Origin of the sequence: Pseudoalteromonas sp. TB64, from assembly GCF_000498095.1 — a bacterium.
Taxonomy (GTDB): Bacteria; Pseudomonadota; Gammaproteobacteria; order Enterobacterales; family Alteromonadaceae; genus Pseudoalteromonas.
In genome coordinates this window covers 62328-84986 of sequence record NZ_AUTQ01000073.1, presented here as the reverse complement: position 1 = coordinate 84986, position 22659 = coordinate 62328, and the positions used below count along the sequence as shown (strand labels likewise).

The following is a 22659-nucleotide window of genomic DNA, read 5'->3' as shown; positions in this document are numbered from 1 at the left end:
TGTGTTTAACAATCAACAAATAATGGATTTACCAAAGCATAGTGATATTAGCTTTAAGCCTTTGGCAGATAAAGCACTACTGCATACGCAACTTAATTGGCTCGCATTTTACATTCCTTTAATAGGAGTGCTAATTGCTGTTTGTTATTTTAACGAGACTTTTGCTAATAATGCACAAACGTACTTATTAATAGGCGTACCAATTTTAGTAGTTATATCAATGCTGTACAACATGCTGGGTATAAAGCTGCAAGGCGTTGCTGTACGTAGTCATGATATTGTTTTTAAAAAAGGAATTATTTGGCAGCAAGTCACTATATTACCGTTAGCGCGTGTGCAACACATAGAAATACACAGAGGACCAATAGAGCGAAAGCTCGACCTTGCTAGCTTAAAGTTATTTAGTGCTGGTGGCGTAAGTGCTGATTTGCAAATTAGCGGTTTAACCCATGATGATTGTAAAAATATACGTCAGTTTGTACAAAGCTATCGTCAAGAAAACACGTGCCCAGAATTAGAGTTTGCTGATGAATAGCGCAACAACAGATGAGCAAACGCGCACTTTGCATTGGCAAAAGGTATCGTCTTGGGCGCTTTTATATTTTGTAGTGCACTTTAGTGTGCGATTTATAAAGGATGGCTTACTTAACTTATTACCAATGCTTGTTGTGTTTGTTACACAGGTTGAAAACAAGCTGTTTTGGGCGCAAGTAGCGGGCGCAATTGCCTTGGTTTCGTTACTTGTTTACTCATTTTTATATTTTTTAAATTTTCGGTTTTGTATAAGTGACGAGAACGAAATACTGCTTAAAAAAGGTGTATTTAAAAAAGAGCGAATTACCCTTAGTTTTGCTCGCGTTCAAAATGTAAATGTTGCTGAGCCGTTTTACTTTATCCCCGTAAATTTAGTTAATTGTATTGTTGATGCCGCCGGTAGTGTGTCGCAGGAGGTTGTTTTACCTGGGCTGACAAAAGACTATGCACAGCAGATTCGCAAACAAATTTTTGCTTTTAAAGCGCAACAACAAGAAACAAAACTCGATGAGCAAAGCGAAACAGATATTACCGAAAACAGTCTGCGCATTAGTAACAAAGAAATAGCCAAGTTTGGTTTAATGTCTAACATGGCAATATTAGCTATTGCAGCGCTTGCTCCGTTTATAAATATGCTCATCGACTTTTTAGAAAAAGAAATAGTATCTAAAGTTGAGGGATTTTATCAGCAAGAGCTTGGCATAATGGCAAATGCAGCTACGTTTGCGATGATCACTCTTATTGCCATGTTAGTTTTAATGGCTGTTATGCTTTCGGTGACTATGTCGCTTATTCGTTTTTATAACTTTGAACTTTACTTTAAAGGTCAAAAGTTTAAGCGTATTGCTGGGTTGTTAGAACGCCATCAGTTATCCATGAGTATGGATAAGGTGCAGTCTATTGTTATAAAGCAAAATTTAATGGGGCGGATATTAAAGCGATTTACCGTTGAATGTTTACAAGCGAGTAGTGGTGGTGCGATTGCAGGTGTTGCAGCTAAAAAAAATAAGCAAACACTCGTATTACCAGTACTAAGCGCCGAGAAAGTAGATAGCGTGTGCCAATGGATTTACCCGTGGTTTAATAGTAAAAAACTCGCTTTTAAGCGCGCAGAGCGAGCGCTTTTGTATAAAAACTTAGCTTTTTATGCATTATTTCCCAGTGCATTAGTGTTTGGTTTTTGTTTTATTACCGAAACTAACAGCTTGATTAGCCTTGGCGTACTTGCTGTTTTTTCTGGCTTAGTGATCTTGTCGTATCAACGTTATGGCTATTATTTACATGAAGATAATGGTCGATTTTATATGGTTGTACGCAAGGGTATGATTGGTGTGCATTATCGTGTTTTTGAGCTTTATAAAGCGCAAAGTGCACGCGGTATAAGTACGTATTTAATGCGTAAATCAGGCTTAAAAAGCTTATACATACAACTTGCTTCAGGCTTTGCATTTATGCCTTATATAAAGCAACAAGATGCTGACTTTATTATTGATTTTACAATTAAGCAGATTGAGTCAGATACCCGCAGCTGGATGTAATACCTCTCTTCATTAAAAAACAAGGCATGTGTAAATACACATTTGCACATGCTTTATTACACTTTCTTACTGCCCATGAAAGACATTTAATAATACCCTAGATGGTATTAAGGAATTATTTTAGGGACACTCATGAAAAAAACACTTATCGCTTCTGCTTTATTACTCTCTGCACCAAGCTTTGCCGCTGATTGGCAAACTATTCATACCGAACACTTTAATATTCACTATAGTATTGAGCATACTGACTTTGCTAAATCGAGCGCAATAGAGCTTGAAATAGTGCGTACTAAAGTGCTTGAGCAGCAAAACCGAGCACTCGATAAAACAGTTGATGTAGTGGTGTTTGATCCCTTAAATGCAGCCAATGGCTTTGCGCTACCTACCTCAAATAATCCTGTAATGGCGCTTTTTACAACCCCACCACAATCCGATACAGTTATATCAAACAGCGCTGGCTGGCAGCAATTACTTATACTGCATGAATATATTCATTTAGTGCATTTAGCACAGCCTACACGTAACGATTGGCAGCAAAAAGTACGTGGCATATGGGATTTATACGACTTAACCTACAGCAATACACCACGCTGGGTAGCCGAAGGTTATGCCACGTTAATTGAGTCTAAAATGACGGGGCGTGGGCGTTTGTTTGATAACTACTCTGAGTCAATACTGCAAGAATTTGCTCAACAGGGCGCACTGCCAACCTATGGGCAGTTAAATGGCGAACAGGGCTTTATGGGCGGCTCAATGGCGTATTTAATGGGGAGTCGCTTTTTAAATTGGTTAGAGAAAAACTATTCAGAGCAAACACTTGATAGCGTTTGGACGCGAATGCAGGGCGTAAAAACGCGTGATTTTGATGAGGCATTTAGCGGTGTGTTTGGGCAAAGTGCAGCCAAGCTATATCGCCGATTTATAGCTGAATATACCTATAAAGCAATGCAAATAGAGCAAGGAGAGCCGCTACTTAATAGTGAGCTTTGGCTTGAGCTTAACTTATATGCAAGCAATCCTGCTCTTTCAAAGGATGGGAGTAAAATTGCAATTGTTGAGCGAGATAAAGAGAGTAATACCAAGCTCATAATTTACAGCACTGATGACAACATTAAAGCGCAAGAGGAGTTTACTAAAGCGCAAAAAGAGCTACTCGAAAACGATGCACAAGACATCCCCGATACAGCGCCAAGTGTATTTAAGCGTGAACAAAAACAAGTGCTTAATCAAATTAACCGAGCCGGTATTGCAAACCCGCAATGGGTAAATAACACAACGTTATATTTTAATGCGTACAGCAATGAAGAGTCGGGTATTTATAACAAAGTGTCTGACATATTTAGCTATAACACTGAGACTGGTAATGTTGAACAGCTTACCGAGCTTGCTGGTATACGCCGCTTTAACGTAACCAGTAACGGCGAAACCTTATATGGCGAGCAAATAAGAGACGGCTACTCTGAATTAGTAAAAGTTGATCTCAATACGCAAACCATCATGCCATTATTTACAAAAAGCCTTGAGACAACTTACGATTACCCAATTCTCAGCCCTGATGAGACTAAGTTAGCTTATTTATCAACGTCATTAAATGAAAACTGGCAGTTGTATATACAAGACATAAGCGGCGAACAACAGCTATCGGTACCTATGCCAAACGGGTATCAATATTTAAGTCAGCCGAGCTTTAGTCTTAATGGCGAGTCACTTTACTTTGTTGCAGGTTTAAATAGCGCCACCGATATTTATAACTACAACATAGAGAGTAAAACACTCACCAAGTTAACCCAAGGACAAGAGGCAGTTGCCCACCCAATTGAAATGGCTGATGGCTCGTTGCTCTATTTTTCGATAACCGCAGATGGACCAAATGTAAAAACACTGCCAAAAGCTATAAATAGCACTGTAGTTACAGAGTTTGCAGCTAACAAAGAAGCACCGTTGCTAATAGTAAACGAATATACACTTCCAAAAGCTAAAATATATACGCACGAAACTACAGAGCAAACAAATTACAACGTACTCGACCAGCACGCTACTTTCGCGATTGGCTCTCAGTATTATTCGGCTTCAACAAGTTTGTTAGATTTAAGCATTAAAAGTAGCGACTTATTAAAACAGCTCGACCTGCAAGCGGGGTATAGCACTGATTTACACGACGGAGCACTGCACGGTGGTTATGTGCAGGCAAAATATAATGCGCTTGATGTAAAACTGAAACTAGCATTGTTTGACTACAACTTAAATACATCGCGCCAGTACCAAGCAAGTTTAAATGCCGACATAGATGCCCTTGGTGGTTTTGCCGCAATAAGTTACCCAGTTAAATTTGGGCAGCTAAGTGTCACGCCAGAGCTTGCCTACAATTACACTGATTATAAGCAAAGCCATAAAAATTGGGCGCGTTTAGGCGTTGCTCAAAATTGGCAATATGATCGTCAAGACTTTGCAATAGGCCAAAGTATTTATGCGAATTGGTACGATGGCAGCACCAAAAATAATAATTGGCAAGGTTACGATTTAGCCGCCCAAATTTTTGGTAAAGCGTTTGGTATTCCTCTTTATGCAAACTTTGATCAAAAGCAACGTGACGACAGCAGCCTTGCATTAGGTGGCTTTAGCTCAAACCTTATTAATCAGCAGCAAAGTAGTGATTATGTACTTTCATCGGAGCTACCTTTTTACAGCGCAACTGCGAAGCGCTATCAAGGTTACGGTGGCGGCTTTAGCTTTAAAGAAGGCATGCCGTGGTTTTATTACAAGCAACACCAACTCGATGATGTTGTATATGCACAAAGTTACGGCTTAAAGCACCAAGGTAATTTTAGTTTTGGAATGGGCCCTGCGGGTGTAAACGATTTAACATTTAATATGGGGCTTTCGCGAGTAGAAGGCGATAGTTTTGAAGATGAAATGCGAGCGTGGTTAAGCTTTTATTATTCACTTTAACGTTTAAAGTTAACCACGGTTTGGCTAAGTTATTTGTCCATTTGTAACGACAATAACTTAGCCTGATATACATTAAGTTTTTGATTATCACGTTCTAGCTCGATTGCTTTTTCAAGTAAGGTTTGAGTTTGTTTAGCATTACCCTGTTGATAGCGAATTTTAGCGAGTTCTAAATATAATTCTGCGATATACGGCGCTTTGGTAATAGCTTGCTCGAGGTGGTTTTTTGCTTTATTTATTTGCCCTAGCTGTAAATCGTTTTTAGCGATTACAAGCAGTTCATAAGGGTCGCTCTCTTTATTAACTAATCGCTTAGTTAATTTTTCTGCGAGTTCATTTTTCCCCAACTGTTTTGCCAACAATTTATAATTACTAAGCAGGTTAATACTAGGTGCTTTGTTATCGAGTGCTGTTTGATAAATTATCTCTGCATTTATTAGGTCGCCAGCACGGCGATGTAAAATTCCCGCCATGTTAAATAACTCAGGGTCATTAGGAGTGTATTTGTTTGCTTGTAAAATAAGTGAGTAGGCAGTATCGAGCTGTTCTTCTGCTAATGCCGTAGCAGCTAAATTACTATAAAACTTAGAAACTAAATCGTTGTAATCGGCACTGCCTGAATAAAAACTACCACGACTAGGAAAGTAGTCAATTAAAGTACCCACTCTAAAAATATCAATAATATTATCATCTTCTTTTGGTGCATATACTTTTGTTTTAAAATGGTTAGCTACATAAACAAGGTTACTTTCTTTTGCATACACAGGCTCGCTAGTTACTTCTTGAAAGCTGGTTTCTAAGCCAAGCGTTTGTGCATAGCTTTGTGTTAAAACGGCTAAACTTATGCAGTTACCTTGAGAAAGATTTAAAGTTTGAGCTGAAGTAAGTGTATCGCCATGGTATTTAAAATTAGCTAAGTGGTTTTCGAGGTAGTTGAAAATAATGCGGTCATCACGGATATGAGATTGCCTTTGATTTTTGGCATAGGCTAATAACTTTTCTTTTTCAGCGGTTGGCAACTCAAAAATACTGTGCTCAGAAAGGGTATCTAGCTTGTTAAACAAAGAGTGATTAAATAGCTGTTCAAGCTGTATTTTTTGCTCTACTTGCTGAACTTTGGTTGTGTTACATCCAACTAAACATAAAAAAGTAATACAGACTGCTATTTTGTAAAACATCATAAATCCACTCCATTGTTAAATTTTACATTACAATGAGGTGGGTTTTTAATCAAGTATTTGCTGAGTGGCGCTTATTAGAGCGATTTTTTTGTGACTGTTTTTTACGTTTTCGGCGAGTAAACCATAAATAAAAGCCCGTGCCGGCTANAAGCCAATTACGCACCACAGTATTTTACTAATAAGCCCTGCAAAGTAGCCAAAGTGAAGCTTTCTAAAGCTATCAATTACTTGCCAGCCAACACCTACTTCACGAATATCCCAGTTAGTTAAATGTTCGCCTGTTTGCTTATCGTAGCTAACCGTATTGGCATATTCGCTCGCAAGCGGGTTGGTTGTATCTACTTCGCCAAATAAAGTAATGTTTTCGTCAGGCTCGAGTGGCATAACTAAAAACGTGCCGTTAAAAGTGGGTATTTGGTTTTTACTATCGTCTAGTATGTGTTGAAAAGAAATATCGCTACTGTGTAAGTTTTTGGTTAGTACAAAGTGTTCTTCTTCAGCGTGTTCAATAACTTCGTGATACCACACCGCCCAGTTAAAGTAGCCACCTGTAATAGCTAAAATAATAATGATGGGAGATCCTATAACCCCCGTCATTTTATGAATGTCGCTAAGTACTATTTGTAGTGTTGCACGCCAGCGCACACTAAATAGACGCTGCCAAAATTTACGATAAATAATAAGCCCAGTAATACCTAATACCAATAAAAACAATGCAAAAAAGAAGCCTAAAACAGTGCCTGTTTGCCCTGGTAAGTTTTTAAAGTCGTTAAGCAAAAAGGTGTAATGCAGTTCTAAAAACCAATCAGTAAAATAATGGCTGGTACCTACAGGCTCAGACAGAATGTCACCCGTATACTGGTTTAAATGAAACTTATACCATTGCTCTGTCCCGCGTTTAACTAAGTAAACCCGATCCGCAGTATCATCGTTAAATATTTCCCAACTACCTACTACATACTCTGGGTAAGTATGCTCTGTTTTAGCAATTAATTTATCGATTGGCATACGCTCTGGTAATGCTTTTACAACAAAGTGACTGCTTGGCATAAGCAAGCCATCTATTTCACTTTTAAAAACTAATACACTGCCAGTAATGCTAATAACAATCAGCGGAATAATTGCTGTAAGAGCGACCCAACTGTGAATTTTAAAAAGAGTTTTTCTCATAGATAGCTTTATACGTAGTAGTTAATGTTTTGCGCATGATAACAACTATCATTTTTATTTAAAAGTTGGTGTTATAACTTTCAATAAAACCTACTAACTGTGAACTTAATTCCACGCTTTTGTATACCCAACTTGCCAGTACCCAAAACAAGAGTTTGCTATTTAGTTGAGTTAAATTTGCTCCGCTTTACAATGCCGCGCTCATGGTAAAAACCTTTTAAAACAAATGTTTGATAAAAGCTTTTATTTGTATTTTTAATTAACAGTTATTTAACGAACGAGGTTGTTTTGGCGCATTATTTGCCTATATTGTCTTCATTTATTTTGGTGTTTAGTTTTTTACCATTATTAAATAAAATTCGAAAAAATCGTAGTGTCTCAGGTTTATCACTATTAATGATGACATTTGGGTTGGCGCAGAGCCTTTACTTTATAACTTACAATATTTACTTTGAGCGTTTTTATATTGCATTACCATTTTTTGTAACGGGTGCATTAAGCGGGCTTATTTTGTATTTTTTTGCACGTTTCAACGCAGCTCCACGAGAGCGTGTGCAGTTGGTTACCATGTTAGGTTTTTCGTTACTGCCTTTTTCGCTGCTTTTAAATTCTAATCTTGATACTGCAACAGTGTTAAATGCTTTAACTTATGTAGGGCTTGTGATGAGTTCGGTACGAGTTATGCCGCAAACTTATAAAACTCTGCGTACGGGTAATGTGAGTAATTTAAGCGCACGCTATTTTAGCTTACAGTTTATTGCAGGTATTTGTGGTTTAATTGTTGAGCTTACAGCTGCTGTACCAAGTACGGCGCACTTACTTATGTTTATTATGCTATTGCTTACCAATGCGGTGCAATTTGGTTGCATGCAATATTATAGAATGCGACCAGCAATTATTTAAACGCTACTTTCATTCCTATTTAGCTTTGTTTATGGCAAATTACTTTATCTAATAAAAGGATAAAGTATGAATTGGAATCAGTTTGGGTATTTCTGTCGTGTTTATAGCTCTAAAACACTCAGTGCAGAGCAAAAAGTTGAATTAAGTACGCAGTCACATTTAAATGTTTATACCAATAGCGGTATGGACGGTAAATTAGCACATGATTTAGTGACGCAAATTGCATCTCAAGATGAAGCAACGTCGCAAAAACAAGCTACGCATTATCAATGTTTACCAGAGTTAGTTGATGAATTTAAGTTTGAGTCTAAGGGTTGGCTTGGTTACTTAACTATTGTGTTTGTTATTTATGTTTTATCCTCTTTGTTGTATCAGTCTTTTGTTGTGCCTACTTTTGTAGAGATATATAGCACGCACACAGTTTCTTTAAATCATGTATTTGATGATTATTTTACTTATTGGTATGTGCCAATCATTTTATTGGTTTTATTATTAAGTATTATTTTTACAGTTATTTTAAAGCTTAAAAAAGCGAGTGCTCTAACAGAGCTACAGCCTTTTTCAGGTTTATTTAAAGTCCTCATTCCTCGCCAATTAATTAATAAATACAACTCTTTAATTACCACGTTATTATTTCCAAGTAATTATAAAGAAGGTGTTAAAGCTTCTACACCCCAAACCGAGCATTTAGCCAAATGCGAGTTGTTAGGTTTAGAAACACAAAAAGAATTTAAAGCGTTATTAAAGCAGCAGTTAAAATTACTTAATGCGCATATTAAAAGCTATATAAATAAGCTCGTTATTATTTATGGTTTAGTCATTGTTGTGTCTATTTACCTGTTTGTTAAAGCGGCTTATCAACCAATATTTATGCTAGGAGATATGTTATGAAAACGAAAGGATTTACGTTAATAGAGTTGATGGTGGTGGTATCTATTATTGGTGTTTTAGCTGCGGTTGCTCTACCTCAGTACAGTAAGTATATGCAAAAAGCAGAACTTGTTGACCCACTTGCAATGGCTGCNCTGCCATTCGAGAAGACGTTACTGTTTATTATCTTGAAAATAGACGCTTTCCAGCAAGTAATGAGCAAGCGGGTGTGCCTGCAAGTAAGTTCTTAATTGGTAATAGAGTGACGGGCATCACAGTCGATAATGGCGCGATTCATATTAGCCTCGGCAATAAAGCCTCACAGCCCTTGCAAAATACAGTTTTAACATTCAGACCAGCAGTAGTAACAGGAAGCCCTACAAGTCCAATTGCATGGTTATGTGGATTTGACGAACCAGTAACTGGCATGCAAGCAGTTGGCGAAAACAGAACAACAGTACCAAAAGACATTTTACCTTCAGCGTGTATATAAAATAGTTTAGGGGATTAAAATGCAATTAACTATTCATCAAATTGATGCATTTACGAGTGAGTTGTTTAAAGGTAATTATGCGGCAGTGATCCCACTTGAATCGTGGTTAAGTAACGATTTAATGCTAAAGATTGGCGCTGAAAATAACGTATCTGAAACTGCTTTTACCTGCCAGCAAGACGATGGCAGTTTTGTTATTCGCTGGTTTTCACCGTTAATGGAAATAGATTTTTGTGGTCATGCCACACTTGCGGCAGCCTATGTTTTATGTGAAGAGTATAAAACATCGCAAATTCGCTTTATTGCTGATGCGGTGGGTGAGCTAATCGTTAATAAAAACGCTGACGGTAGCTTTGCAATGACCTTTCCTAAACAAGCACCAGTTGAGTTACAAAATGTACCGCAGCAATTGCTTGATGGCTTGTCTATACAACCGAGTAAAGTACTTAAAAATCGTCAAGCTTACTTTGCTATTTACGAAAGCGCTGATCAAATAATTGAATTAACAACTAACTCTGAACTTTTAAAAACACTTCATCCACTGGATGTAGTGGCTACAGCACCTAGTGATGATTACGATTTTATATCTCGTTATTTTTGGCCCGCAAGCGGTGGCGACGAAGATTATGTAACAGGCTCTATTCATACGGGGTTAGCCCCTTTTTGGGCGCAGAAATTAGGAAAAACTACGTTAAGTGCTTATCAAGCTTCAAGCAGAGGCGGGCAGTTAAGCTGTGAAGTGGGTGATACAACGGTAACTTTAACCGGACATGCTGTAAGGTATTTAAAAGGCACTATTTATATTTGATTTTTAAATCTCGCTCTATAAAAAAGGCCACGTTTAACGTGGCCTTTTTGCTCAATTTTAGAAGTTACTTACGCTTCTAACGCTTTTGCAATTAAACGGTCAATATATTTTTTATGCGCTTTAGTTGCTGTATCAGCTCCCCACGCCACACTAGTATCGGCTATTTGAGTTAGCTGATATAACGCCGCTGTTTTAGCTAAGTTATCGTATTTACTTGCTCTGCCAAGACCTGCAATCGCGATTAGCTGATTCACATACTCTATTTGTAAGTTGTGGCTAATAGAGTTTGCGTCTTTGCTTTTTACAAAAATGTTGGCGGTTAAATCTTCCATAAACTGAGTTAGGCTATATTCGTTACCGTACAAAGCTGTGTCAGAAATACGCAGCAATACGGCTGGGTGTAATAGCTGCGCAAGTACAGATTTTTGCATACCTAAAATCATTTTGTGTGCTTTAGGGTCTTCATTTTTACCAAAGTGATTAAAGCCACGACGTTGCAGTTGTAAGTAGCTGTATAGAGGTTGCATGTTTTGCAGTACGTCTGGTGCAAATACAAACTTGGCTAATATATCCATCGCTTGTGTTTGACGCTCAAGCGATACCGGTGTAAATGGTTTATCTGCGTTTGTATCACCTACTACAGCCCGCTCAACGTACACACCACCAATCTGTCGAGAAACAACATTTGCTTGAGCTCTATACTGACCAAATAAGGTATTAGCAGAGGTAACAAGTTGTTGGTAAGACTCACCTTTAACCGTTGCTTTATCTTTTAGCTCAGTAAATAGTTTATTAATTAGCGCCATACGATCTGCGCCATAGGCCGCAGGGTTTGACGACAAATCACCAATCATTACACGTGGATCGATATGGCGACCTGGTGCGCGCATATCGTCTGCATCGTTACCAAAGGCAAGGGCGTGTTCACTTGATCGAGCAAGTATTTTTTCAAGTCTAGCTTGCTCAGCAGCTTCATCTGCAAGCGCTACGCTGTAGCCATAGTTAATTGCCCAATCATCGTAAGGACCAGGTTTTGTCTGAAAAATATCACCTTGCTGCATACCAATTGGGGCAATGTTAGCCGGTGCATAATCCATAACAGAACCGGTTACTATGCCTTGGGTTTTGTTTTTATCGTGTACTTCTTTTTCATCCCACAAAATTGATGATTTCATATTGTGGTTAAGACCTAAAGTATGACCAACTTCGTGAAGTACCAATTGCGTTAGACCTTGGCGAAGCATTTCTTTATCTTCAATTTTGTCGCCGCTAGCAAGGCCTTTGGCAAGCATTAGATTTTGTTGAATCTCATGCCCTAGTGAGCAATTTAGCTCGCCGGTATTTGTTGTTTCACCGTGGCTCATTGTTCCTTGTGTGAAAAGTGTGTCGTAAATCCAGCGGTTTTTCATAAATACAAACTCAAGCATAATGTCTGAACCCAGTATTTCGCCAGTTAATGGGTTAGCAAGTGCTGGTCCGTATCCGCCAAATGGAGGTTTAGGTGATGAAGTCCAACGCAGTACGTTGTAATTAATATCGCCCGCATCCCAATCTGCATCATCTGGTTGTACTCTTACCTCTAAGGCATTTTTAAAACCGGCTTTTTCAAAAGAAGTATTCCATGTTAAAACAGCGTCACGAATAGTATTGCGCCACTCAATTGGTGTGGTGTTTTCTATCCACCAAGTAATTGGTTTTACTGGTTCTGAAAGCGCTGCATTTGGGTCTTTCTTTTGTAGATCCCAACGTTTTATAACATCTTGATAAGGTGCCCAATCGGTAGATGTCATTTGATCAAATTGATTTGTGAAATAACCAATGCGAGCATCATCCATACGGGGTGCATAGTTGTTGCTAGGTAGAGCAACAAACGAGTGTTGTACTTTTACCGATACGCTACGCGGATCGCTTACTGCATTTGAGCCGCGTACAGTTGGACTTGGGTTAGTAAATACATAATCAACAACCACATCTAAGTTATTAGGATATGGACGCTGTTTAATAATGCGTGATTTTTTATCGTCTAACTTACCGACTTTAAAGCGCTTTTTAGCATTTTTATCGGCAGGGTTTGGTGTAGGCGATACTTTATGAAGCGCTTCGCTTAAAAATAGCTTATTTACATTGAATGCTATTTTACCGTCTTCTTCTTTTTCTATTTTAATACTCGCAAGTACCGCTTCACTAATATTGGCATCACTCGCTTTTGAAATGGCACTGTTTTCGTCAAATTTATAACGAGGTGTTTTGCTAATAATATCGATACGATCAAAGTATTTTCTAAATTCAATTAACTTAGTTTCACGGTACGAACCGCGATAATGGCCTGCATCTGTAACGCCATCAACAGTATGAGCAAAATATACAAACGGTGTATTAAGTTGGGACTCGTTAATCACCATAAGGTGCTTACCGGTTTTTTCGTCTTGATAAAGGCTAAATATACCGGCAAATTCGGTTTGCCCTTTAATCATTTCACTAAGAGTTTTTTGTTCTTTATCTTCTTTTTTATCGGCTGCAAATGCATGACAGCTAAGCGCTAAACTAAGTGCAAGCGTAATTGTAGTTAACTTCATTTTGAGACTTTTAATATTTGTTAATATAATTGGACTGTACGTAAATTAATATTATTTAACACAGCTACGCGATGAAATTCGATGCATTTACCTTAACCAGCTGATTTAAATAAATAAAAGTTTGTAACAAAATATAACTAACAGATTAAATTACAGACATTTATTTTTACTGCGCAATTATTAAGATGATTTAAGTTATAACTGCAACAGTTGCTTACAAATGTCACCTTAATGTTTCATTTAGCTCTGTTATTATAACGTTAATAGAATTTTAGGGATAATAAGGTATGCAAACAAATTTACTTAAATGGGTTTTTCCATTTGTAGCGCTAGTTGTTGGTGTTGTTGGCTTTATGGGAATAAATGCCATTGCACAAGAGCCAGAAAAAAAAGAAGTAATTGATACTCGTCCAACGGTGCAAGTTGAGCCTGTGACTGCAAACGATCACCAAGTTATTATAAATAGTTACGGCGAAGTTAAGCCTCTTGAAAATACACAGCTTTCGGCGCAGGTGTCGGGCGAGGNGTGGCGTAGTTGCTCGTGGGGAGACGCTATTTACTATCGAAAAAGATAACTATGAAGCTGCCGTGCTTGTTGCTGAGGCAGAAATTGCTCGCGCGCAAGCAGGCTTAATAGAAGAGCAAGCGCAAGCGCAAGTAGCGGAGGACGAAGCAAAGCGTTTTCCAAGTAAAGCGCGTACAGATTTATTTTTACGTAAACCTCAAGTATTAAGTGCACAGGCATCTGTTAAGTCGGCGCAAGCTGCATTAAAACGTGCACAGCGTGACTTAGATAATTGTGATGTTACAGCCCCTTACGATGCTTTAGTTATTAGCCGTAATGTAGGTGTTGGGCAGTACGTAACTATAGGTTCGCAAGTTGCTGAGCTAAACAATATTGAAACCGCAGAAGTGATTATTCCTATTGCAGGGTTTGATAGCGTATTTTTACCAAAACGAATTAAAGGCATTAAAGCTACTGTTGTTCAAAAAGGCTTAAATAGTTTTACCCGAGAAGGGGTAATTGACCGTGATTTAGGGATTATTGATAACGCTACGCGTATGACTAGTTTGGTAGTGCGTATAGAGGACCCGTATGGACTTAAAAATAAGCAACCAACAGTTAAGTTTGGTAGTTACGTTCAGGTAAATTTTGCAGGATCAATACTTAATAATATTTACCGTTTACCGCAAGAGTTAGTTAATAACAAAACTGTATGGATAGTTAATGAAGAGCAACAGCTTGAACCACGAAAGGTAACCGTTATTCGTGAAGAAGGTGAGTATTTTTATATCAGTGGTGGTTTACAAGCGGATGATAAGTTAGTTATCACTTTGCCAGAATATCCGCAAAAAGGCATGGCTGTAAAAATCGTTGGTACTCAAAATACTAAAAAAATAGATGCACCAAAAAGTGCCGCCACTGAAGAACTATAAGGGTAGATTGAGTTATGAATAACACTGAACTACCAAATACAGCGCCAAAAGCTGAAAAGCAAACGGGTATTATTGCTTACTTTGCTAATAACTCAGTAGCTGCAAATTTAATGATGTTTTTCATCATTGTAATGGGATTGATAAGTTACTTTACGATTCAGCGACAAATGTTCCCTAACATAGAAGTTAACTACATTAATATTGAAGCTAATTATCCTGGTGCTTCACCACAAGAAATCGAAGAAAGTATACTTATTAAAGTTGAAGAATCATTAAAAGATATAACAGAGATTAAAAAAGGTGTGTATCGCGCATTTAGAAACAGCGGTAGAGCTAGCCTTGAAATTAATACCGATGCCGAGCTAACCGACGTGCTTGATAAGGTAAAGTTGCGTATTGATGGTATTGCTACTTTTCCCTCAGGTATGGAACCGGTCACCATAAGTCAGATTGAGTTTCGTCAAGACGTAATTGGTATGACTTTGGTGGCTGATTTACCCTTAATTGAACTAAAGCCTATAGCAAATCAAGTAGAAGATGAATTACTACAGTTATCTAATGTATCGTTGGTGGTAAACGATGTACCGCTTGATGAAATTGCTATTGAGATAGAGCCAGATACGCTACGCCAATATAATTTAACACTCAGTGATGTAATGAATGCAGTGCGTCGTCACTCTGCTAACTTTTCGGCGGGGCAATTAAAAACAGACGCAGGTATTATTTCTGTTCGAGTAGAAAATCAGTTTTACTCTGGTGAAGAGTTTAGACAAATTCCGGTAAAAATTGGTGCTAATGGCGCTAAGGTATTACTGCAAGATATTGCGATAATTAAAGACCAATTTACTGAAGGGGAGCGCTACTTTAAATTTAACGGTGAAAATGCAGTTTATTTATCGGTAAAAGCAACGGAAGAGCAAAGTATTATCCCCGTGGCTGATTCAGTGAAAGCGTATATTGATCAAAAAAATAAAGCGTTACCACCGGGAGTGCGTCTAGAGCCGTTGATGGACTTTACCTACTACCTAAATGCACGTTTAGATATGATGAAAGCTAACCTATTTCAAGGCGCTATTTTGGTCGCAATTATGCTATCAATCTTTTTACGCTTTAAATTGGCGCTTTGGGTAATGATTGGCTTACCGGTGTGCTTTTTGGGCGCGATGATGATGATGCCATTGTTTGGTGTGACGATTAATATTGTGTCTTTATTTGCATTTATTATGGTGCTAGGGATTGTGGTGGACGATGCCATTGTCATAGGCGAAAGCGCCTACACCGAAATAGAGAAAAAAGGTGGCGGTGTTGTTAATGTGGTCAATGGGGCAAAGCGTGTAGCGACTCCAGCTACTTTTGGTGTACTTACAACCATAGCTGTGTTTGCACCATTTACGCTTTCTAGCGGTCCTGAAAGTGCTTTATTCTACGGTATTTCGGTAGTTGTTATTCTGTGCTTAATTTTCAGCCTTATTGAATCGAAATTAATTTTACCAGCGCATATTGCACATACGCATTTTTCACCGATTAAACCCGACGGTTGGCGTGCGCGTTTTAATAATCGTTTTTTTGGTTTTGTTAATGGTCCTTACAAACAATTTATAGTGAATTGCATAGAGTGGCGCTGGACAGTTATGTTTGGTTTTATTGCGCTGTTAATCTTAACTTTTGGTTTGATTTCATCAGGTCAAGTTCGTACGATCCCTTCGCCTAAGGTACCCCACGATTTCCCTCAAATTAATCTAGAAATGAATGATAATGTGTCAGACATTCAAACCATTAACGCGATTCGTGAAATTGAAGCTATGGTGCTAGAGGTTGATAGAGAAACAGAGCGTAAAGAAGGCCAGAAAATGGTGCGTGATGTACTGGTGTTTAATCAAGGTCGTACTGAGGCGCAATTACTCGCGCCATTAGTAGATGAAGATTTACGTTTATATAATGCATTTGAGCTGTCTCGACGCTGGCGTGAAGCGATGCCAGATATCGCAGGTGTTAAATCACTAACTATTCAAGATGATGTTGGTGCTGGAGGCGGTGGTAGTGATGGCGAGTTTGGCTATTTATTATATGGATCAGATATCGATACGCTTAATAATGCGGGTCGTCGTTTTATACAGTTATTACAACAGCAGAAAGGTTTGTTTGATATTAGCTCAACTATCGACCCAGCAAGCAAAGAAATACAAATGAGCTTAAAGCCTGTTGCTTACGACTTAGGTTTAGACTTAGCGGCGATAGCGAATCAAATTGGGGCAAGTTTTTATGGTGGCGAAGCGCAGCGTGTTATTCGTCGTGGTGAAGAAGTACGCGTAATGGTGCGTTACCCTAAGCTCACTCGTGAAGCATTTTCATCGCTTAAGCATGCGGTTGTTACAACACCACAAGGCAGAGAGGTTTTATTAGGAGATGTGGTTGAGCTGACAGAAACACCTGGTATTAGCTATATTCGTCGAGAAGGTGGTTATCGTACAGTGTACGTTTATGGCAACATTGACGAAGAAGCAATCGAACCGGGTGAGGTGGTTAAACAAGTTAAAGAAAACCTACTTCCACAACTTAAAGAAGAGTACCCAAGTGTTAAGTCTGAATTAGGCGGCGCAATAGAAGAGCAGCAAGCACAAGCAAATGAGCAACAATTGTTTTTTATTGGCGGTATGATTTTAGTTTACATATTATTGGCTGTACCACTTAAAAGTTATTCACAACCTTTAATAGTGATGTCGGTTATTCCATTTAGCCTGACAGGCGCAATTTGGGGGCATTACTGGTTTGGTTTAGACATGAGCTTAATGTCGGGTTTTGGCTTGATTGCTGCTGCTGGAGTAGTTATTAATGACTCGTTGGTAATGACTGACTTTATTAATCAGGCACGCCGCGCAGGCGTTCATACTAAAGATGCCGTAATAGAAGCTGGTTGCGCTCGCTTTAGGCCTATATTACTTACCTCAATTACTACATTTGCAGGTGTACTGCCAATTATGTTTGAAACAAGCTTGCAAGCTAAGTTTGTTATACCTATGGCTGTAGCACTTGGTTTTGCTGTTATGTTTGCAACATTAATAACACTTATATTAGTGCCATGTTTGTACATTATATTAAGTGATATTGGTAAGGTGTTTCCACGCATTTTAGGTGGGATTAGAACTGTATTTAAACGTCGCCCGCAGAAGGTTTCGTTAAACAAATAAAGTACTTGCATAACAAATACAAAAAAAGCACTCAGCGGTTAACGTTGAGTGCTTTTTTATTGTTACTGCTTTAAGTAGTTACAACAATAAAAATTAATCTTTAAATTGTTTATGGCAATCTTTACAGCCTTTAGCCCATGCACCAAATGCTTTACCAATTACGGCTTTATCGCCCGATTGAGCTGCTAACGCTAGCTTATCTGCATTTGCTGCAAAAGCATTCGCTTTTTCAACAAAGGTTGCATTTTCGGCCCAAACAGCAGCAAGTGCAGCTGTGTCGCCTTTATCAGTCCCTTCGTAAAACGCTTCCCATGGCATTTTAGATAAAGCAGCGGCGTTGTTAGCACGCTTTTGAAATTGCTCTGCGTCAAAAGGTACTTTGCCTTTTAGCATTGCGCCCATGTCGCCAATTTGAACTGAAATCATAGAAAATGCTGCTTGGCGGTATTCAATAGCATCGCTTGGCTCTTTAAATGCTGAGTTAGCTGATACGCTAAGCGTACATGTTGCTAATGCTATTGTTGCTAAGATTGTTTTTAATTTCATAGTTTGCCCCTGTTGAAAATTATATTTGTTGATTAAGTATATTGTATCTAACGTCGTTTTTATTCAAGCAAATACGATGGATTTAATTAAAACTTAATCATTAAGACCTATATCAGCAAATATCATCCCTCGGCGCATACTTCTGGTAGCCAAAAATACTTCTCCAAGTAATGAAATAAATGCACATATGAGAAATGCCATTGCTGCAACAAAACAACAAGCAATGGTTACACTTAAATTAATAGACTGAATGTGCGATAAAAATAAAAACATAACAACAGCACACACCAATAGCGCACTTAATACGCTTAAACTAAAAGCGATATGTATAAAACGAGATCGCTTTAATAGTGCTCTAAGTTCGGTAGCTAATGATTTGTTAAAATCGTCGTCTGTATTTACTTTTAGTCTTCGCTCTAGTAGCCGCGCTCGGTCGGTAATTCGCGCCAAGCGATTAGATAAAACACCTAAAGTAGCCGCTATACCAGTGATTAAAAATACCGGAGCAACGGCTGTTTGAATTACTTTAGCCATGGTTAAAATATTTATTACTTCGCTATTCATTACTACCCTTAATCAGTTGAGCTTAAAAGTGACTTATTATATTTACAGAGTACCTGATGTAGGCTTGTTAAGTAAAAAGGAATTACGTTGATTTACTTTACATAGCTTCACAAACTAAATCACAATAAAGGTCATTTATAGGTATATTTAACTACTTAATAAAAAATAAAAACACAATAAGGATTTTGACTGATGAAACATACTCCATTTGCACTTGCTGCATTGTCGCTAGCTATTTTAAGTGGCTGTAATCAAGCCCCAGAAGTAACTCAAAAAAATAATACGCAGGTTAAAGCAACTCAAGTTGCACAAGCTGTTGCGCCTATTGCTAAAAAAGTACCGCATGAAATGACTATTCATGGTGATACACGCATTGATGATTACTATTGGCTACGTGATGACGAGCGTAAAGCACCTGAAGTGATTAACTACTTAGAAGCTGAAAACACATACACTGATGCAATGCTCGCACATACTAAAACGCTGCAAAGCGAATTGTTTGAAGAGCTAAAAGGGCGTATTCAAAAAGACGATGATTCAGTCCCAGTTAAAAACGGTGATTATTTTTACTCATCGCAAACACGTGGCGATAACGAATACACTACTTACTTACGCAGTAGCGATTTTGCAGGTACCGATCAGCAAGTTATTTTAGATGTAAACGAACTTGCTAAAGATCACGATTATTATGCGGTAAGTGGTTTAGATGTAAGCCCTAATGGTAATTTAATGGCTTATGGCGAAGATACTGTTAGCCGTCGTATTTATAGCGTAAAAATAAAAGATTTAACTACCGGTAAATTACTCGAAGACACACTTGAAGGCACCAACGGTGGCATTGTGTGGGCAAACGATAATAAAACTGTTTATTACATTAAAAAAGATTTACAAACTTTATTAGGTTACCAAGTTTATCGTCATACATTAGGCACACCACAAGCTGATGACGAGCTAATTTACGAAGAAACTGATACCAGTTATTACATGGGTATGAGTAAAAGCAAAGACGAGTCAGAAATTTATATTTGGCATAGCAGTACAGCCGCATCTGGCGTATCGGTGTTAAGTGCTGATGATACTAAAGCAATGCCTAAGCGTTTAATTGAGCGCGAAGCAGGGCTTGAATATGATATTTCGAAGCTAGGGAATACTTACTACATTGTCACTAATTTAAATGCTGTAAATTTTCAGCTAATGAAAGTTGATATTGATAAAGCAGGCGACAAAGCTAATTGGCAAAGTGTGATCCCTGCGCGCGATGATATTAAACTCGAAGGCATTGATTTATTTAATGACTACTTAGTTTACCAAGAACGTGAAATGGGCCAGTCAAAATTAATTGCGCGTAATTTAAAAACAGGTAAAGAGTTACCGCTGAGCTTTAACGACAGCGCTTATACAATTGCGGCTTATGGCAATAACGATATAGATAGTAGTACGTTACGTGTTTACTACACAAGCATGACAACTCCTGGTTCATCGTACGATGTAGATTTAGCGACTGGCGATAAAAAACTACTTAAACAACAAGCTGTATTAGGTGATTTTGATGCTGGCAATTACGCGTCAGAGCGTATTTTTATTACAGCACGCGATGGCATAAAAGTACCGGTAAGTTTAGTTTACCGTAAAGATGCGTTTAAAAAAGATGGCACTAACCCGCTACTGCAATATGGTTATGGGTCATACGGTGCAACAATGGATCCAACGTTCTCAAGCTCACGTTTGAGCTTGTTAGACCGTGGTTTTGTATTTGCAATTGCTCATGTACGTGGCTCGCAAATGCTAGGTCGCCCTTGGTACGAAGACGGCAAGCTACTAACTAAAAAGAATACATTTAACGACTTTGTTGACGTAACCAAAGCATTGGTTTCTCAAAAGTATGGCGCAAAAGATGAAATATTTGCGTTAGGTGGCAGTGCTGGTGGCTTATTAATGGGCGCAGTAGCGAACCAAGCGCCTGAGCTTTATAAAGGCATGGTTGCTGCGGTACCGTTTGTAGATGTAGTAACAACGATGCTTGATGCGAGCATTCCGCTTACAACAAATGAATACGGCGAATGGGGTAATCCGAACGAAAAAGCGTATTACGATTACATGCTGTCTTACTCGCCATACGACCAAGTATCTAAGCAAGCGTATCCTAATATGTTGGTAACGACTGGCTTGCACGATTCACAAGTTCAATACTTTGAACCTGCAAAATGGGTTGCTAAGCTGCGTGACTATAAAACTGATGACAATAAGTTACTGTTTAAAATAGATATGGAAGCAGGGCACGGTGGTGCATCGGGTCGCTTTAAGCGCTTAGAAGATACCGCGCTAAACTATGCATTTATGCTTGATTTAGCGGGTATTAAAAAGTAGTTAATCTTTATATTTAAATAGATTTAACTCAATAAGGTGCTTTTTAAGAAAGCACCTTTTTTTGTGGCAAATTAAAGCTAAACATAGTGCCTTTACCAATTTCACTTTGTACGTAAATTTCGCTATCCATCAGTTTTAATAATCCCCTACAAATAGCCAGCCCTAAACCACCTTGCTGACGACCTTCTTTATTTGAGTTGCTTGCCTGATAGTGCGGATCAAAAATAGCACTTAGTTCATCTTGTTTTATGCCTACGCCCGTGTCTGATACATGCACAAATAATTGATTATCGTCACTGCGCTGTACATTTACCGCGATACTGCCGCCGCGAGAAGTATGCCTAATTGCGTTATCTATTAAGTTACTCAACACACGCTCTAATTTAGCTATATCTGCAACCACAGGAAAATCACAAATTGCGGGTTCTACCGATAAACTAATGCCTTTTTTATCAACGGCTAAACTAAATTTTGCCATACAATCGTAAATGAGTTCGCCTAAATTAAAGGTTTCTTTATTTATGTTTATTTCGCCATTTTCTAGGTGAGCAAGCTCAAATATTTGCTCTATGAGTAGCTTTAATTGCCCACAATTATTAAGCGATACCTGTAAGTATTCTTGTTGCTCTTTTTTACTTAGCTGCTCGCCGGACTGGTTTAATACTTCTAAAAAACCTTGCAGTGAAGCAAGCGGTGTACGTAGGTCGTGCGATAAGTGGGTCAGTAACTCTTTGCGTTGTTTATCGCCTTGTTCAAGCGCTTTAAATTGCTCGTTAATACGCGTTAGCATGGCTTGAATACTTCGGCCTAAGCTGTGCACTTCGTTACTTTTTTGCGTTGAATAGTTACTTAGCTTTGTATCGGTAAGGCTGTAATTATTCGCTTCAATATTACTTACATCGCGCGCTAAGCGCTGAATAGGATTAGTAAAAAAGCGCAGTAAAATGAGCATAGCAATGAGTAAAAATGCAAGTGCAGAGCCAAGCCATAAAGCGGCTAGCCATAACTTGTCATTATTTTTTACCGTGCTTAGTGAGGTGTCGTAAGCTTCGCCACCAATAATTACATATAAATAGCCTTGTAACTTATCGTGATTAAATACTGGCGCGGCTGAAAATATTTTTTGTTGCTCTTTATTACGAGGATTATCACCATAAATAGGTGCAGCGCTTGGGTTGTTAATCAGCTTTTTTAAAGGCGTTAAACTAATATGCGTACGTTTAACTTTCCCTGGCTTTGCTGAGTAAGTAAGAATTTTTCCGGTTTCGTCTACAAAATAAAATTCAAACGCAGGACCTAATAACATTAAAGTATGAAAAAGATTTTCAAGCGCTTTGTAGTCGTAAACACCTTCTTTTATTAATGGATTATCTTGTACTAAATGCTCAGCTAGCGCTAAATGTAGGTTTTGTTCGGCGTGGTGTTTTGATGTGAGTTCTAATTGCTTGCTCCAGCCGTAAACAAGGACGCAAATAAAACAAAAAATGACGACTAGCGATATAGCTAATTTTTGATACAAAGATAATTTCATAATA

Annotated in this window: 13 protein-coding genes and 3 pseudogenes; 10 read left to right on the top strand and 6 right to left on the bottom strand. The window is 38.3% G+C overall.

All coding sequences use genetic code 11. From position 1 onward, the window contains the following. Position 1: 1 nt before the first annotated feature. The 3 genes from L647_RS0103675 to L647_RS0103665 all read left to right on the top strand — a co-directional run bounded on the left by L647_RS0103675 (position 2) and on the right by L647_RS0103665 (position 5021). The gene (locus L647_RS0103675) at positions 2–535 is read left to right on the top strand and encodes a PH domain-containing protein (protein ID WP_024609988.1); all 534 of its coding nucleotides are present in this window, start codon (positions 2–4) and stop codon (positions 533–535) included. Further along, positions 528–2072, top strand: a complete 1545-nt coding sequence (locus tag L647_RS0103670) for a PH domain-containing protein (RefSeq protein WP_024609987.1) — start codon at positions 528–530, stop codon at positions 2070–2072. Before L647_RS0103675 ends, L647_RS0103670 begins: the two co-directional genes overlap by 8 nt. A gap of 132 nt (positions 2073–2204) precedes the next feature. Further along, on the top strand, positions 2205–5021 hold the full coding sequence (locus L647_RS0103665; RefSeq protein WP_024609986.1) for a hypothetical protein: 2817 nt from the start codon (positions 2205–2207) through the stop codon (positions 5019–5021). A gap of 29 nt (positions 5022–5050) precedes the next feature. Here L647_RS0103665 and L647_RS0103660 read toward each other — a convergent pair whose 3' ends face one another. Both L647_RS0103660 and L647_RS01000000123610 read right to left on the bottom strand, forming a co-directional pair. Further along, positions 5051–6202: a tetratricopeptide repeat protein gene (locus L647_RS0103660; protein WP_024609985.1), complete on the bottom strand. Its 1152-nt coding sequence runs from the start codon at positions 6200–6202 to the stop codon at positions 5051–5053. Between the two features lie 49 nt (positions 6203–6251). Next, positions 6252–7372: pseudogene (locus L647_RS01000000123610) on the bottom strand (PepSY-associated TM helix domain-containing protein). Positions 7373–7660: 288 nt separating this feature from the next. On the opposite strand from L647_RS01000000123610, the gene L647_RS0103650 reads away from it, so the two are divergent. The 4 genes and pseudogenes from L647_RS0103650 to L647_RS0103635 all read left to right on the top strand — a co-directional run bounded on the left by L647_RS0103650 (position 7661) and on the right by L647_RS0103635 (position 10446). Continuing rightward, positions 7661–8275 (top strand): PQ-loop repeat-containing protein, encoded by a 615-nt coding sequence (locus tag L647_RS0103650; RefSeq protein WP_033024247.1) that lies wholly within the window; start codon positions 7661–7663, stop codon positions 8273–8275. Positions 8276–8341: 66 nt separating this feature from the next. Then, a complete protein-coding gene (locus L647_RS0103645) occupies positions 8342–9166 on the top strand; it encodes a hypothetical protein (RefSeq protein WP_024609983.1) in 825 nt (274 codons plus the stop codon). Further along, a pseudogene (locus tag L647_RS01000000123605) lies at positions 9163–9638 on the top strand (pilin). The gene L647_RS0103645 and the pseudogene L647_RS01000000123605 overlap by 4 nt, the downstream one beginning before the upstream one ends. 19 nt (positions 9639–9657) lie before the next feature. Further along, positions 9658–10446 carry a PhzF family phenazine biosynthesis protein gene (locus tag L647_RS0103635; RefSeq protein WP_024609982.1) on the top strand — a complete coding sequence of 263 codons (789 nt, stop codon included), beginning with the start codon at positions 9658–9660 and terminating at the stop codon, positions 10444–10446. A 68-nt stretch (positions 10447–10514) separates the two neighbouring features. On the opposite strand, the gene L647_RS0103630 is transcribed toward L647_RS0103635, so the two are convergent. Then, a complete protein-coding gene (locus L647_RS0103630) occupies positions 10515–13022 on the bottom strand; it encodes a zinc-dependent metalloprotease (protein WP_024609981.1) in 2508 nt (835 codons plus the stop codon). A gap of 287 nt (positions 13023–13309) precedes the next feature. Between L647_RS0103630 and L647_RS01000000123600 the strand changes: the two are divergent. Next, positions 13310–14459, top strand: a pseudogene (locus L647_RS01000000123600) (efflux RND transporter periplasmic adaptor subunit). 14 nt (positions 14460–14473) lie between these two features. Next, entirely contained in the window at positions 14474–17647 is a 3174-nt protein-coding gene (locus tag L647_RS0103620) for an efflux RND transporter permease subunit (RefSeq protein WP_024609980.1), read from the top strand. A 93-nt stretch (positions 17648–17740) separates the two neighbouring features. Here the strand turns inward: L647_RS0103620 and L647_RS0103615 are convergent, their stop codons facing one another. Together L647_RS0103615 and L647_RS0103610 are read right to left on the bottom strand one after the other, a co-directional pair. Next, a complete protein-coding gene (locus tag L647_RS0103615; RefSeq protein WP_024609979.1) occupies positions 17741–18193 on the bottom strand; it encodes a cytochrome c in 453 nt (150 codons plus the stop codon). A gap of 93 nt (positions 18194–18286) precedes the next feature. Further along, complete coding sequence (locus L647_RS0103610; protein WP_024609978.1) at positions 18287–18757, bottom strand: DUF2721 domain-containing protein; 471 nt, start codon at positions 18755–18757, stop codon at positions 18287–18289. Between the two features lie 192 nt (positions 18758–18949). Between L647_RS0103610 and L647_RS0103605 the strand changes: the two genes are divergently transcribed. After that, positions 18950–21124, top strand: a complete 2175-nt coding sequence (locus tag L647_RS0103605; protein WP_024609977.1) for an oligopeptidase B — start codon at positions 18950–18952, stop codon at positions 21122–21124. Between the two features lie 43 nt (positions 21125–21167). On the opposite strand, the gene L647_RS0103600 is transcribed toward L647_RS0103605, so the two are convergent. Next, positions 21168–22655 carry a HAMP domain-containing sensor histidine kinase gene (locus L647_RS0103600; protein ID WP_024609976.1) on the bottom strand — a complete coding sequence of 496 codons (1488 nt, stop codon included), beginning with the start codon at positions 22653–22655 and terminating at the stop codon, positions 21168–21170. Positions 22656–22659: the final 4 nt, after the last annotated feature.